General features: G+C 68.6%; 14 protein-coding genes and 3 tRNA genes. 3 read left to right on the top strand and 14 right to left on the bottom strand.

What is annotated here, in order from left to right; translation table 11 throughout:
- Positions 1–115: 115 nt before the first annotated feature.
- Both rplL and rplJ read right to left on the bottom strand, forming a co-directional pair.
- Positions 116–502: a 50S ribosomal protein L7/L12 gene (rplL, locus tag EIZ45_RS18315; RefSeq protein WP_037816296.1), complete on the bottom strand. Its 387-nt coding sequence runs from the start codon at positions 500–502 to the stop codon at positions 116–118.
- Positions 503–551: 49 nt separating this feature from the next.
- Positions 552–1,106, bottom strand: coding sequence for a 50S ribosomal protein L10 (gene rplJ / locus EIZ45_RS18310; protein WP_037816297.1), 555 nt, complete (start codon positions 1,104–1,106; stop codon positions 552–554).
- A gap of 319 nt (positions 1,107–1,425) precedes the next feature.
- On the opposite strand from rplJ, the gene EIZ45_RS18305 reads away from it, so the two are divergent.
- Positions 1,426–2,361, top strand: coding sequence for a hypothetical protein (locus EIZ45_RS18305; protein WP_134663730.1), 936 nt, complete (start codon positions 1,426–1,428; stop codon positions 2,359–2,361).
- A gap of 3 nt (positions 2,362–2,364) precedes the next feature.
- Here the strand turns inward: EIZ45_RS18305 and EIZ45_RS18300 are convergent, their stop codons facing one another.
- The 6 genes from EIZ45_RS18300 to EIZ45_RS18275 all read right to left on the bottom strand — a co-directional run bounded on the left by EIZ45_RS18300 (position 2,365) and on the right by EIZ45_RS18275 (position 6,005).
- The gene (locus EIZ45_RS18300; protein ID WP_037816301.1) at positions 2,365–3,174 is read right to left on the bottom strand and encodes an alpha/beta fold hydrolase; all 810 of its coding nucleotides are present in this window, start codon (positions 3,172–3,174) and stop codon (positions 2,365–2,367) included.
- A 69-nt stretch (positions 3,175–3,243) separates the two neighbouring features.
- Positions 3,244–3,963, bottom strand: coding sequence for a 50S ribosomal protein L1 (rplA, locus tag EIZ45_RS18295; protein ID WP_037816302.1), 720 nt, complete (start codon positions 3,961–3,963; stop codon positions 3,244–3,246).
- Positions 3,964–4,053: 90 nt separating this feature from the next.
- Entirely contained in the window at positions 4,054–4,485 is a 432-nt protein-coding gene (rplK, locus tag EIZ45_RS18290; RefSeq protein WP_037360170.1) for a 50S ribosomal protein L11, read from the bottom strand.
- 82 nt (positions 4,486–4,567) lie between these two features.
- On the bottom strand, positions 4,568–5,389 hold the full coding sequence (gene nusG / locus EIZ45_RS18285; protein ID WP_037816303.1) for a transcription termination/antitermination protein NusG: 822 nt from the start codon (positions 5,387–5,389) through the stop codon (positions 4,568–4,570).
- A 76-nt stretch (positions 5,390–5,465) separates the two neighbouring features.
- Entirely contained in the window at positions 5,466–5,900 is a 435-nt protein-coding gene (secE, locus tag EIZ45_RS18280; protein ID WP_107051120.1) for a preprotein translocase subunit SecE, read from the bottom strand.
- 32 nt (positions 5,901–5,932) lie between these two features.
- Positions 5,933–6,005: transfer RNA gene (locus EIZ45_RS18275), tRNA-Trp, on the bottom strand.
- 434 nt (positions 6,006–6,439) lie between these two features.
- On the opposite strand from EIZ45_RS18275, the gene EIZ45_RS18270 reads away from it, so the two are divergent.
- Positions 6,440–7,342, top strand: coding sequence for a TIGR03619 family F420-dependent LLM class oxidoreductase (locus EIZ45_RS18270; protein ID WP_037816305.1), 903 nt, complete (start codon positions 6,440–6,442; stop codon positions 7,340–7,342).
- 50 nt (positions 7,343–7,392) lie between these two features.
- Positions 7,393–8,301, top strand: a complete 909-nt coding sequence (locus EIZ45_RS18265; protein WP_134663728.1) for an SGNH/GDSL hydrolase family protein — start codon at positions 7,393–7,395, stop codon at positions 8,299–8,301.
- 233 nt (positions 8,302–8,534) lie between these two features.
- On the opposite strand, the gene EIZ45_RS18260 is transcribed toward EIZ45_RS18265, so the two are convergent.
- The 6 genes from EIZ45_RS18260 to EIZ45_RS18235 form a co-directional block, all read right to left on the bottom strand.
- Entirely contained in the window at positions 8,535–8,933 is a 399-nt protein-coding gene (locus EIZ45_RS18260; protein WP_167754350.1) for a MaoC family dehydratase, read from the bottom strand.
- A complete protein-coding gene (locus EIZ45_RS18255) occupies positions 8,930–9,379 on the bottom strand; it encodes a MaoC family dehydratase N-terminal domain-containing protein (RefSeq protein ID WP_037816309.1) in 450 nt (149 codons plus the stop codon). Before EIZ45_RS18255 ends, EIZ45_RS18260 begins: the two co-directional genes overlap by 4 nt.
- Before the next feature lie 125 nt (positions 9,380–9,504).
- The gene (rpmG, locus tag EIZ45_RS18250; RefSeq protein WP_005152047.1) at positions 9,505–9,669 is read right to left on the bottom strand and encodes a 50S ribosomal protein L33; all 165 of its coding nucleotides are present in this window, start codon (positions 9,667–9,669) and stop codon (positions 9,505–9,507) included.
- A 49-nt stretch (positions 9,670–9,718) separates the two neighbouring features.
- Positions 9,719–9,791, bottom strand: a tRNA-Met gene (locus EIZ45_RS18245).
- Between the two features lie 51 nt (positions 9,792–9,842).
- Positions 9,843–9,915: transfer RNA gene (locus EIZ45_RS18240), tRNA-Thr, on the bottom strand.
- A gap of 79 nt (positions 9,916–9,994) precedes the next feature.
- Positions 9,995–12,616 (bottom strand): bifunctional diguanylate cyclase/phosphodiesterase, encoded by a 2,622-nt coding sequence (locus tag EIZ45_RS18235; protein ID WP_037816310.1) that lies wholly within the window; start codon positions 12,614–12,616, stop codon positions 9,995–9,997.
- Positions 12,617–12,854: the final 238 nt, after the last annotated feature.

Here is a 12,854-nt window from a genome sequence, read left to right as displayed (position 1 = left end):
CGGGCCCGGCTCGGCGACTGTGCGTCTTTTTTGTCCGGACAGCGAAAGGGGCGGGCACCCGTGTCGGGTGTCCGCCCCTTTCGAGGTGGTGCAACAGGCGCTTGCGCGCCCGGGATCACTTGATGGAGATCTTGGCGCCAGCGGCCTCGAGCTTCTCCTTGGCGGCCTCGGCGGCCTCCTTGTCGACCTTCTCCAGGAGCGCCTTCGGAGCGGCCTCGACCAGCTCCTTGGCCTCCTTCAGGCCCAGACCGGAGACGACCTCGCGGACGACCTTGATGACCTGGATCTTCTTGTCGCCGGCCGAGTCGAGGATGACGTCGAACTCGTCCTGCTCCGCAGCGGCCTCGGCGGGCGCGGCGCCCGGGGCGGCGGCGACGACGGCGGCCGGGGCGGCGGCGGTGACGTCGAAGACCTCTTCGAATTCCTTCACGAACTCGGACAGCTCAAGAAGGGTCAGCTCCTTGAAGGCGTCGATCAGCTCGGCGGTGCTCAGCTTCGCCATGATGGCTTCCTCTCAGAAAAACGAACGAGACGTTCGGGGGTGGGGTGGTTCAGCTCTCGGCGGGTGCTTCGGCTGCTTCGGTACCGGTGGCGTTGCGCTGCTTCTCCTCCAGCGCGGCAGCCAGGCGGGCAACCTGGGACGCAGGCGCCTGGAACAGCGCCGCGGCCTGGGAAAGCTTCGCCTTGAACGCGCCCGCCGCCTTGGAGAGCAGCACCTCGCGGCTGTCGAGATCGGCGATCTTGGTGATCTCGTCCACGGACAGCGACTTGCCGTCCATGTAGCCGCCCTTGATGACAAGCGCGTTGTTTTCCTTCGCGAAGTCGCGAAGCGCCTTCGCGGCGTCGACTGCCTCGCCGTGCACAAAAGCGATCGCGGTCGGGCCGACGAACAGGTCCTCGATCCCCTCGAGGCCGGCGTCCTCAGCGGCACGCTTGACGAGGGTGTTCTTCGCGACCCGGTACTTGGCACTGGTGCCGAGAGCGCGGCGCAGCTGGGACAGCTGAGTCACGGAGAGGCCGGTGTACTCGGTAACGACGGTGGCCGAGCTGCTGCGGAAACTCTCCGCGATCTCGGCGACGGCCGCCACCTTGTCGGGCTTCGCCATGGTCGCCTCCTCTCTTGGCTAGTGTCACCACTGGCTTCGGCGGAGGCGCCCCCGAACGAAAAAACGCCCACGCGCAGTCAGACGCGGGGCGTTGCCCAGCCATGAAGACTGGGGTGAAAGCCTCGTTCCTCCTGCGCGGGCCGTCGCCGTTGCGGGCGAACCTTCGCTCCCCGGGAATCCGGAGAGAACCAGCGGTCTTTGGTAGAACCGTCGACCAGCATACGGGAGGGTTGTTCGCCGTTCGCGGGCACCCCCTTGCTGAGCTGCGAGAACCGGGGCAGTCTCGGGAAATCGCGCCGGAGCGGGCATCATTGGTGACGTGGCGGAACAGCGTGATCACGGAAAGCCGGAAGAAACCCCCTCTCCCGGCTCGACGCCGAACCTGCCCCAACCGGCAGCGCCGAATCTCCCGCAGCCGAACGCATCAGCGGAGCCCCAGCTGGATCCGGAACAGCTGCGCCAGTTCCAGGAATTCCAGCGGTTCCAGGAGTACCTGCGGTTCACCCAGTCCCAGCAGGGCACCGAACCGGCCCCCGACGCGGGTCTGGTCCCGGCCGGAAACCGCCAGCCGCAACCGCTGGCCGGTGGCCAGCCGCCTGCGCCGCCGAACCATCCGGGCGCGCTGACCGCGTACGAAGAACCGCCGAAGAACCGCCGCCCGGTCCCGCGCTGGGTGAAGCGGCTCGGCGGGAAGATCCTGGGCTGGGTGATCGCCCTGGTCATCCTCGGGATCCTGGTCAACTGGGGATACCACCAGATCTTCCCCAGCGACGACGGCAAAACCTCGGCCCAGATCGCCGCCGAGGGCGGCGGGACCTACCACACGAACCAGATCCTCACGACGGCCTCGCCCTATGAATCAGTGCGCCGCGTCTACGACGGGATCGCTCAGCACGGCCCCGGGCCGAAGAGCATGGTCGACCACGTTTGCGGCCTTTTCGACCAGGCAACGCAACAGAAGTTCGCGACCGATCTCGGTTTCACGGACTGCGCCGCCGCGGTGCAGGGCCTGCACGACCGGCTTGACCGGGCACCCGGTTCAGTCGACGCCTACGCCGAGTCGATCTCGAAGCGCTCCGGATGGCCGCCGGGCGAGGACGTGGTGATCAAGTCGTGCGACTTCGCGATCACCGGCGGCCCGGCTCTCGGAGACTTCACCGTCAAGCAGGTCGAAAAAGGACAGTGGCTGATCGTCGGGCATAAACGCGGACCCGAGAAGTGCACGCCGCCGACGGCGACCTCCGCCCCGGGCTGACCGTCAGGCAGGCGAGCTGATCGGCAACCGGGTCTCCCCCGTGTCCGAGTACGCGAAGAAGTCCACCAACGACGCCGCGAAAGCCGGATGTGCCACGGCTTCCATGTGATTCCCCGGCACCCGCACCAACCTCGCACCGGCGATTCCCGCGGCGAGGCGTTCCGGCTGGGTCGCCAGTTCGTCCGACTCCCCGGCCAGGATCAGCGTCGCCGCCGACAGGTTCGTGAGTCGCATCGGGCCGTGCGGGGTCGCGTGCATGACCGCGGCCAGTGCTTCGACGTCCGCGCCCGCGCGGCGGGCCAGGCGGCGGAACGGGCGGGCCGCCGGCGGCACCTGCGACCGGTCCTCGGCCAGCAGTCCGTCCGCGATCTGGCTGCGGTTGATGACCCGGGCGTCCACCCCGCCGAAGTCCACGATTCCCGCGCCGACGCCGCCGACCGCGAGGCAGCGGACTCTCCGGTCACTCGTAGCCACCAGCAGCGAGACGATCGCGCCCATCGAATAGCCCGCCAGGCACACCTCGTCCAGGCCGAGTTCGTCGAACAGCGCGGTCAGGTCCGCGGCCATGATGTCCTCGCCGTAGGCCGCCGGGTCGTGCGGTTTCTCCGACTCGCCGTGTCCGCGCGCGTCCAGCGCGATCACCGTGAACCCGGCCTTGACCAGTGCGTCCACGACTCCGGGGTTGACCCAGTTCACCTGGGAATCGGCGGCGAAACCGTGGTGCAGCACGACGGGCCGCCGGTGCCGTCCGTCGCCCTCCCAGACCGTGTAGCTCAGCTGGAGCCCGTCGGGGGCGAGGAACGTCGTTGGCATACGTCCATGAGACACGAAAAAAGGGTGGTCACGCACGAAGCGTGACCACCCTTTCGCGTGATGTGCGACTCAGACCGCGGCTTCCTCGGAGAGGAGGTTGCGGGTCCGCGCCGGGTCGACCGGGATGCCCGGGCCCATCGTCGTGGTGAAGGTGATCTTCTTGACGTAGCGGCCCTTCGCCGACGACGGCTTGGCGCGCAGGATCTCGTCCAGCGCGGCCGCGTAGTTCTCCACCAGCTTCTCGGTGTCGAACGACGCCTTGCCGATCACCAGGTGCAGGTTCGCCTGCTTGTCGACGCGGAAGTTGATCTTGCCGCCCTTGATGTCCTTCACGGCCTTCTCGACCGCGGGGGTCACCGTGCCGGTCTTCGGGTTCGGCATGAGGCCGCGCGGGCCGAGGATGCGGGCGATGCGGCCCACCTTGGCCATCTGGTCCGGCGTCGCGATCGCGGCGTCGAAGTCGAGCCAGCCACCCTGGATGCGCTCGATCAGTTCGTCGGTGCCGACCGCGTCCGCGCCGGCGGCTTCGGCCTCAGCGGCCTTGTCGCCGACGGCGAAAACGATGACGCGGGCGGTCTTACCGGTGCCGTGCGGCAGGTTCACGGTGCCGCGGACCATCTGGTCGGCCTTGCGCGGGTCGACCCCGAGACGCATCGCGACCTCGACGGTCGCGTCCATCTTCGTCTTGGAGGTCTCCTTCGCCAGCTTCACGGCCTCGAGCGGCGCGTACAGGCGCGCCTTGTCGATCAGCTCCGCGGCCTGGCGGTAGGCCTTGCTGTGCTTGGTCATGCTTCTGTCCTTAGTAAGTCAGTGGATCAGTGTGGTGACGAGCCAGCACCTGGCTCTCCCACTGGTTTTGCTTCGGCGAGGCCGAAGCAATTACTCGACCGTGATGCCCATCGAACGGGCGGTGCCGGCGATGATCTTCGCGGCCTGGTCGATGTCGTGCGCGTTGAGGTCGGTCTCCTTGGTCTTCGCGATCTCGCGGACCTGGTCCCAGGTGACCTTGGCGACCTTGGTCTTGTGCGGCTCGCCGGAGCCCTTCTCCACGCCCGCGGCCTTGAGCAGCAGCTTGGCGGCCGGCGGCGTCTTCAGCTTGAAGTCGAACGACCGGTCTTCGTACACGGAGATCTCGACCGGGACGACGTCCCCGCGCTGCGACTCGGTCGCGGCGTTGTAGGCCTTGCAGAACTCCATGATGTTGACGCCGTGCTGACCCAGCGCCGGGCCGACCGGCGGCGCGGGGTTGGCCGCACCCGCCTTGATCTGCAGCTTGATGATCGCCGCAAGCTTCTTCTTCTTGGGTGGCATTACCTTGTGTCCTTCTTAACTGACGTGAGTCCCCCGCACACCTGCCAGTACGCGGGGACTGCCGACCGGGATGGCCCGGCCGTCAGATCTTGGAGACCTGGCTGAACGAGAGCTCGACCGGGGTCTCCCGGCCGAAGATCGACACCAGGACCTTCAGCTTCTGCCCGTCGACGTTGACCTCGGAGATCGTGGCGGGCAGCGTGGCGAACGGGCCGTCCATGACGGTGACCGACTCGCCGACCTCGAAGTCGACCTCGACGGCGGGCGCACCGGACGGCGCGGCCGCGGCGGATTCGCCGCCCTTGGCCGCCTTGGCTGGGGCTTCCTTCTCGACCTGCGGGGCGAGGAACTTCAGCACCTCGTCCACGGTCAGCGGCGACGGCCGCGAGGTGGCCCCGACGAACCCGGTGACGCCCGGGGTGTTGCGGACCGCGCTCCACGACTGGTCGTTGAGGTCCATCCGGACCAGGATGTAGCCGGGCAGCACCTTGCGCTGCACCTGCTTGCGCTGGCCGTTCTTGATCTCGGTGACCTCTTCGGTCGGGACCTCGATCTGGAAGATGTAGTCCTCGACGTCCAGGGTCTGGGTACGCGTCTCGAGGTTGGTCTTGACCTTGTTCTCGTAACCGGCGTACGAGTGCACGACGTACCACTCGCCCGGCGCGGCCTTGAGCTCGGCGCGCAGCGCGGCGACCGGGTCGTCCGCCTCGGGGGCGGGCTCGGTCACGTCGGCTTCGGCGGCGTCGTCCGCTTCCTCAGCGCTCTCGTCGGCGGCGACCTCGTCCTCGGCGACGGGCACCTCGACGGCGTCGGCGGACTCCTCGTCGCCGGGTGCCGTCTGCACCTGCTCGTCGGAAAGCTCGGTCAGGTCGCGACCGGCTTCGGTGCCGTTGTCGGAGGTCACGTTCCGTCCTCTCAGTTGATCGCTTGCCGGGCCGGACCGGGGCCCGGCCAGCGCGGTGGCGCGCCCGTTGCGGGCGTCAGCCGAAGACCAGCCCGACCAGCTCCTTGAAGCCGAGATCGAGGCCGCTCACGAGGGCCACCATGAACACCACGAACACCAGCACGACCGCGGTGTAGGTGACCATCTGCTTGCGGTTGGGCCAGATGACCTTGCGGAGCTCGGCCCAGACCTCGCGGATGAACCGCGTGAACCGGGCGAACACCGAGGCCTTCTTGGCCTTCCGGTCCCGTTTGGGGGTGGGCACGCCCTTGGCGTCGGCGGGCTTCGCGACCTTGTCGCCCGCCTTGCCGGACGGACGGGTCGAGCCCGGCCGTGCCTCGGACTTGCCTGCCGGCCGAGCGGAAGCGCGGCGTTCGCGCCGAGCCGCAGCGGACACCGGGCGGGATTCGACTCCGGGCTGCTTGCCCGAATCGTCCTGCTCGTGCTCGCCGCTGGCGTCGCTGTCGCTCACGACCACTCCTCCGCTCCACCAGTTCCCGTACGCAGGGGTGACAGGACTTGAACCTGCAACCTGCGGTTTTGGAGACCGCTGCTCTGCCAATTGAGCTACACCCCTGTGGAGCCCGGTCACCCTGGCTCCGGAGGACGCATTCCATCGTCCCCACCATCCGGCGGGGATGACCGTAGTGCGTTCCGAGTTCCGAAGTCTACGGCAACCCGTATGAAGCCTCGCAACCCAGCCCCCTCGACCGCGCCGCGACGGTCTCGCGGCACCCCGGAGACGGCCGTTCCGGACCCTTCGGACAGCACCCCGGAATCCTCGGCGAAGATCACCTGATCGTGCGAATATGAGCGCGTGCCCGCTATCCGATTAATCGTAAAGCCGCTGACGAGCGCTGTCCCGCCCGGCTTCACGACCGCTCCGGATCGCTGGCACGGCAACCGAAATCGCTTCCACGCCCGCGAAATTCCCCGTCAGGAAGCCAAGACCGGCACACTGGAAGATGATCTTCGTTGACCCGCAAGCGAAAATCTGATCAAGGAGCAGCGGTGACCTCATTCCGGCTTGGCCTCGCTTTGCCGCAGTACGGCAAGCTCGCCGATCCCTCCGCCATCGCCGGCTTCGCCACCGAAGCCGAGCGGATGGGCTTCGCTTCGCTGTGGGTCGGCGACCGGGTCCTGACCCCGGTCGCCCCGAAGACCTATTACCCGTCCGGTACACCCGAACAGCCGTACCCGCCGGAGTTCGTGCGCTTCGTCGATCCGCTGCTGGCGCTCACCATCGCGGCGAATTCGACCGAGACCGCGCGGATGGGGTCGAGCACCCTCAACGGCCCGCTCTACTCCCCGGTGCTGCTGGCGCGTTCGCTGACTTCGCTCGACCTGCTGTCCGGCGGCAGGCTCGACGTCGGCCTCGGGCTCAGCTGGCTGCGCGACGAGTACATCGCCGCCGGCGTGCCGTGGGAGCACCGCGGCGCGCGGCTCGCCGAACTGGTCCAGGTGCTGCGGACGCTCTGGACCGCGGATCCGGCCGGGCACCAGAGCGAACGCTGGGACATCCCGGACTCGCTGATCGGCCTGCGTCCGCTGCAGCAGCCCGGTCCGCCGGTGCTGCTGGGCGGGGCGTCGGACGCGGCACTGCGCCGCGTCGGCCGGATCGCCGACGGCTGGCTTCCCGCCGGGCTCCCGATCCCGATGCTGCGGCAGAAGTGGGACGTGGTCGTCGAATCCGCGGAGAAGGCCGGAAGGGATCCGGAGTCGCTGCGCCGGGTGCTGCGGATCAACCCGACGCCGGGCTCGAAGACGGCGTCCGTCGAGGACGTCGCAGCCCAGCTGAAGGCCGCCGAAGCGGACGGCATCACCGAGGCACTGGTCGATCTGCACTATGTGGCCGAAACCGTCCCGCACGCGCTGGAACTGGCGGGCGAACTGCACGCCGCTGTCTTTGCGTGATCACCCGTAAGCGGGTCGTCGGCGAGGAGCGGGACCGGTAAAACGGTCGGGTGGGGGCAAACAAAAGCGGTGGATGCGGGTTGCTCGTCCTCGTGGTCGTGGGGGCGCTGCTGGCCATCGGCTACTACAAGTCGAAGCACGACTCGTCGACCGCACCGCCGTCGGGCGCGGGCACCGGCGGCGGCAGCGGCCGCTACGTCGCGCTCGGCGACTCGTACACGTCCGCGCCGCGCACCGGGAAGCAGGCGGGCTCGCCGGCCGGATGCGCGCGGTCGGACAACAACTATCCGCACCTGGTGTCGGCGAAGCTGAAGCCGGCGAAGTTCGTGGACGTCAGCTGCAGCGGCGCGACGACCGAGGACTTGACCGACACCCAGTCGACCCGCAACGGTTCGAACCCGCCGCAGTTCGACTCGGTCACCGCGGACACGACGCTCGTCACCCTGGGCATCGGCGGCAACGATGTGGGATTCATCTCACTGGCCCAGACCTGTGTGACCTCCCACCAGAGCGCCTCGCCGTGCAAGGACCGGCTCACCGCGGGCGGCAAGGACGAACTGGCCGACCGGATCAGCGCGACCGCGAAGAAGGTCGGCACCGCGCTCGACCAGATCCACAAGAAGGCCCCGAAGGCGCGAGTGGTGGTCGTCGGCTACCCGACGGTCCTCCCGGACGGCGACGGCTGCTGGCCGGTGCTGCCGCTGGGTTCCGGCGACGTGGCGTACCTGCGGGACGCGCTCGGCAAGCTCAACGACGCCCTGTCCGACCAGGCCAAGTCGCACGACGCCGGGTTCGCCGACACCGCCGCGCCGAGCAAGGGGCACGACGTGTGCGCGAATTCGGACGTCAAGTGGGTCGAAGGGGTGATCCCGACGTCCTCGGCCGCAGCCCTGCACCCGAACGCACGGGGCGAGGCGGGGATGGCTGACGTGGTGGAGTCGGTGCTCGGGGTGCACTGAGACCGACCCAATGTGGCGTTGGGTGCGTCCCACGCACCCAATGTGGCATTCGGTGCGTCAGATGCACCCAACGCCACATTGGGGTGATCGGGCCGAACTGCGGGCTCGTCAGGGGCGAGCGCGAGCTGCGGTTTGCGGCGGGTTCCCGGTAGCGCTCGCCGGACCGCAGCAGCGCGCCGGACCTATGGCGGCAGGACCGGCCACGGAGGAACCGCTGGGCAAAGCCGGGTTGCTCAGGGGCGGACGAGAGCCTGCGGTTTGCCCAGCACGGTCTTGCCCTCGAACTTCACCGTCAGGTCGATCCGGGCCAGTCCCTCGTCGGTCAGGGCGCCGACCTTGGCGGTCACCTCGACCAGTGCGCCCTCGTCGTTGTCCGGCACCACGACCGGGCGGGTGAAGCGCGTGCTGAAGTCCACGAGGCGGGCCGGGTCGCCGAGCCAGTCGGTGACGATGCGGCCGGACAGGGCCATCGTGAGCATGCCGTGCGCGATCACGTCCGGGAGGCCGACCTTGGTCGCGAAGTTCTCGTTCCAGTGGATCGGGTTGAAATCGAGCGAGGCCCCGGCGTAGCGGACCAGCTGCGCGCGGGTGATGCGGACCTCCAGCGGAGGCAGTTCGTCGCCGACGTTCACGCTTCCGCCCCCCGAACCACGAGCTGCGCCCGCGTCGTGCACACGAGTTTGCCGTCCGCGTCGGTGATTTCCGCGCGGAGGTTGATGAAGTCGTTGCCCGCCCGCGCCATGATCGACTCGATCGTGGCCGAGATTTCGAGCTCGTCGCCCGCGTGGACCGGGCGTTCGTAGCGGAAGCCCTGGTCGCCGTGGACCATCCGGGAGTAGTCGAGGCCGAGCGCGGGGTCGGTCACGATGCCGTTGATCTTCGGCAGGTTCAGGATGGTGAGGAAGGTGGGCGGCGCGAGCACGTCCGGGTGGCCGGCCGCGCGGGCCGCCTCCGGGTCCCGGTACACCGGGTTCGGGTCGTCGATCGCGTCGGCGAACTCGCGGATCTTCTCCCGGCTCACGAAGTACTTGCTGTCCGACGGGTACTCCCGCCCGGTGAACGACTGGTCCAAAGGCACGCGAAGAAGGCTAACCGAACCCGGCGGCCGTCCCGCGCGGGTGCCTAAACCCGTCGGTAACAGCGAAAAGCCGCCCCGGCGAGTGCCGGGACGGCTTTTGCGAAGCTGGTAAAAGACCGCCTGCGTCAGCGGGTCTCTTTGTGAGTCCGGTGCGTACCGCAGTTCGGGCAGAACTTCTTCATCTCCAGGCGATCCGGGTTGTTGCGCCGGTTCTTCTTGGTGATGTAGTTGCGGTGCTTGCACTCCTCGCACGCCAGCGTGATCTTGGGTCGCACGTCGGTGGCAGCCACAGCGTTTCCTTCTCTCTCAGATCCGGGGGCCAGCCCCGTCGTTACCGCGTAGCGGTGGCCGGACTTGAACCGGCGACACAGCGATTATGAGCCGCTTGCTCTGCCAACTGAGCTACACCGCCCTTACATGACCCAAGCCGCGACACGCTAACGTGACGCGGCTAGAGGTCGAGAGCCCCTTTACGGAATCGAACCGTAGACCTTCTCCTTACCATGGAGACGCTCTGCCGACTGAGCTAAAGGGGCCTGCCTCTCGCGAGGACTTGGAAAGATTAGCAAGCCCCTTCACCCGCACGTGCAACCGGGGTCGGTTAACCGCAAAACCTCAGGTCAGCAGGGTCAGCACGGTCTCCGAGTGCCGTCCCGGCGAGCGTGCCGTGCGGGCCTGCAGCCACGCCTCGAGGCGGTCCTCCGGCAGCGGCCGCGAGATCAGATAGCCCTGGGCGACGTCACATCCCATCGCCTCGAGCTGATCGCGCGCCACGTCCTCCTCGACGCCTTCCGCCACGACCGTCAGGCCCAGCGAGTGCCCGAGCTCGACAATCGACCGCACCACCGCGAGGTCGCCGAGATCCGTGCCCATGCCGAGCACGAAGCTCTTGTCGATCTTGACCTGGTCCACCGGCAGCTGGCGCAGGTACGCGAGCGACGAGTAGCCGGTGCCGAAGTCGTCCACCGCCAGCACGATGCCCAGCGAATGCAGCTCGCGCAGGATCGGCAGCGCCTTCTGCGGGTCGGACATCACGCCGGACTCGGTCAGCTCGAACGTCAGCAGTTCCGGCGGCACGTCGAAGCGTTCCAGTTCGCGCTGGACCTTCGCCGGGAAGTCGTCGTCGGACAGGTTCCGCACCGACAGGTTCACCGCCGCGGAGATCCGCAGGCCCTCGTCGAGCCACTTGCGCACTCGCTTCAGCGATTGCTCCAGCACGAACGACGTCAGCACGCCGATCAGGCCGGCCGCCTCGATCGCGGGCACGAACTCGTCCGGGCCGAGCCTGCCGAACTCCGGGTGCACCCAGCGCACGAGCGCCTCGACGCCTTGCACCTGCCGGTTCGGCAGCGTCACCTTCGGCTGGTAATGCACGGAGACGTGGCCGTCTTCGAGCGACTGCCGGAACTGCGTGACCATCTGGAACCGGCGCAGGAAGATCTGTCCCATGCTCGGCACGTAGCCGCGTACTTCCTCGCCGCCGCGAGTGGCGCGGACGGCGACATCGGCGCGCTGCAGCAAGCCGTCGACGTCGACTTCGCCGGCGTCGTCCACTGAGCTGGCGTAGCCGATCATCGCGTTGGCCTCGACCGAAAGCCGGTCCACCGGGTACGGCTCGGACAGCTGCACGCGAAGCCGTTCCGCGGCGCGGTGTGCGTCTTCGATCGTGCAGTCCACGAGCAGTGCGGCGAAGGACGCGCCTTCGAGCCGGGCGAGCGGGACGTCCGGGCCGAGGGCACCGCGGATGCGAGTGCCCGCGGCGACGACCATCCGGTCCGCCCACGAGTAGCCAAGCGCGTCGCTGACCGTGGAGAAGACGTCGAGGTCGATCCGCAGCACCACGACCTCCGCCGATTCGCGCAGCGGATCCCGCGAGACCTGCTGGAATCCCGGCCGGTTCAGGTGCCCGGTGAGCGGGTCGTGGTAGGCGTCGTGGCGGAGCGTGGCGAGCAGCCGCCGGTTGTCGAGCGACGTCGCGAGGTGGCTGGCCATCGTGCCGAGCAACTGGACGTCGTACTTGCCGAAACCGCGCCAGCGCGAGAGCCGGTCGTGCGCTTCGACGACGCCGAGCAGCCGGTTCGCGCTGCGCAGCGGCACCACGAGCGCTTCCTGCGCACTGCGTTCCAGCAGCGCCGCGCGGACGTCCGGGTTGGCCTCGGTGATCCGGAAGTGCCGCACGTGCGCGCCGGGCAGGCGCAGCAGCGGGTCGTCGCTGGCCGGGTCCGAAGCCGGGAGTTCGTTGCCCGCGACCACGACGCGCATCGGGTCTTCGGGCTCGAGCCGCAGCCGGAGCACGACGCGTCCGGCGGCGAGCTGGTCCTTGATCCGCTCGGCGATCGTGGCCCATTCGCGCACGTCGACGCCGCCCACCAGTTCCTCGCCACGGCTCGCCGGACGGGCGGCGGCCTGCTGTCCGGACCGCGCGACCATCAGGCTGACGTCGGACAGCGCTTCCATGTCCCGCTGTTCGCGAAGCAGATCGGAGTAAGCCCAGTACAGCGCGGTCAGGCCGAGGAACACCGCCAGCACCAGCGGCCAGGCCTGCGGGGTGCTCGCGATGACGAGGTAGCCGGTGAGGCCGACCGAGGCGTTGACGAAGCCGACCACGAGGATGCGGCCGGTCAGCCGGATCGCGGTGCTCACGCGCATCCGGCGGCGCAGCACGCGCACGGCGGCCAGCGCGAGCAGCGTGCTGACCAGCGGCGCGGTGAGCGTTCCGGCGAGCGCGGCGACCCACGGCATGGTCGGCCCGCCGCCCATGGCCAGGTGCACGAGCCCGGCGACGGCGAACGCGCCGGTGATTTCGAGCAGGAACGCGCCCGCGTTGTAGAGGACGCGGCCGGCGACCTTGCGGGCCAGCAGCGTGCCGATGCCCGCCACGAGATGCGCGGCGAGCACCACTTCGAACGGGGCGACGAAGAAACCGATTACCAGCGGAATCTCGGTGAACGAGATGGTCCACGAAATGCCGCTGCGGACGTCGACGTTGATGCCGAGCTGTTCGGCGAGCAGGAACGCGACCGCGAGCACCGGGCCGATCCACCAGAGCTTCGCCGAACCGTGGAACGGCAGCCAGGCGCCGACGGCGAAGGCCGCGAGCAGGCCGAGACCCAGCACGAAGAAGGTGTAAACGCGGAAGCGGCTCTCGTCCGTGCGGCCTTCGGCCGGTGCGGAGCCAGCACCTCCCGAGCCCATCGCCTCCGGCGCGGTACCGGGATGGGCGTTGCTGTCCGGCATCCGACCTTCCTTCCCGGCTGCCCGGTCGCGCTCGTCCGTGACGTCAGGTGTGGGCGAGGGCGCCACCTTACCCCGTAGGGCGTACCGGCGTCCCTTTCGAGACAGTAGGAGATCACCCCAGGGTTAACAATGGGCGTTCTTCTCTGACCTGCGTGGACCAAGGAGTGAAACTCCCGGTTCGCCCCGGAACCCCCGGGCCGGGGAGTGTTCTGGGGGTCTTTTCCGGCCCGGTCGGCGG

It is taken from the genome of Amycolatopsis sp. CFH S0740, assembly GCF_004522315.1.
Classification (GTDB): Bacteria; Actinomycetota; Actinomycetes; order Mycobacteriales; family Pseudonocardiaceae; genus Amycolatopsis; species Amycolatopsis nivea.
Note: the sequence above shows the minus strand (reverse complement) of the source record. Positions and strands in the feature narration are given on the sequence as shown.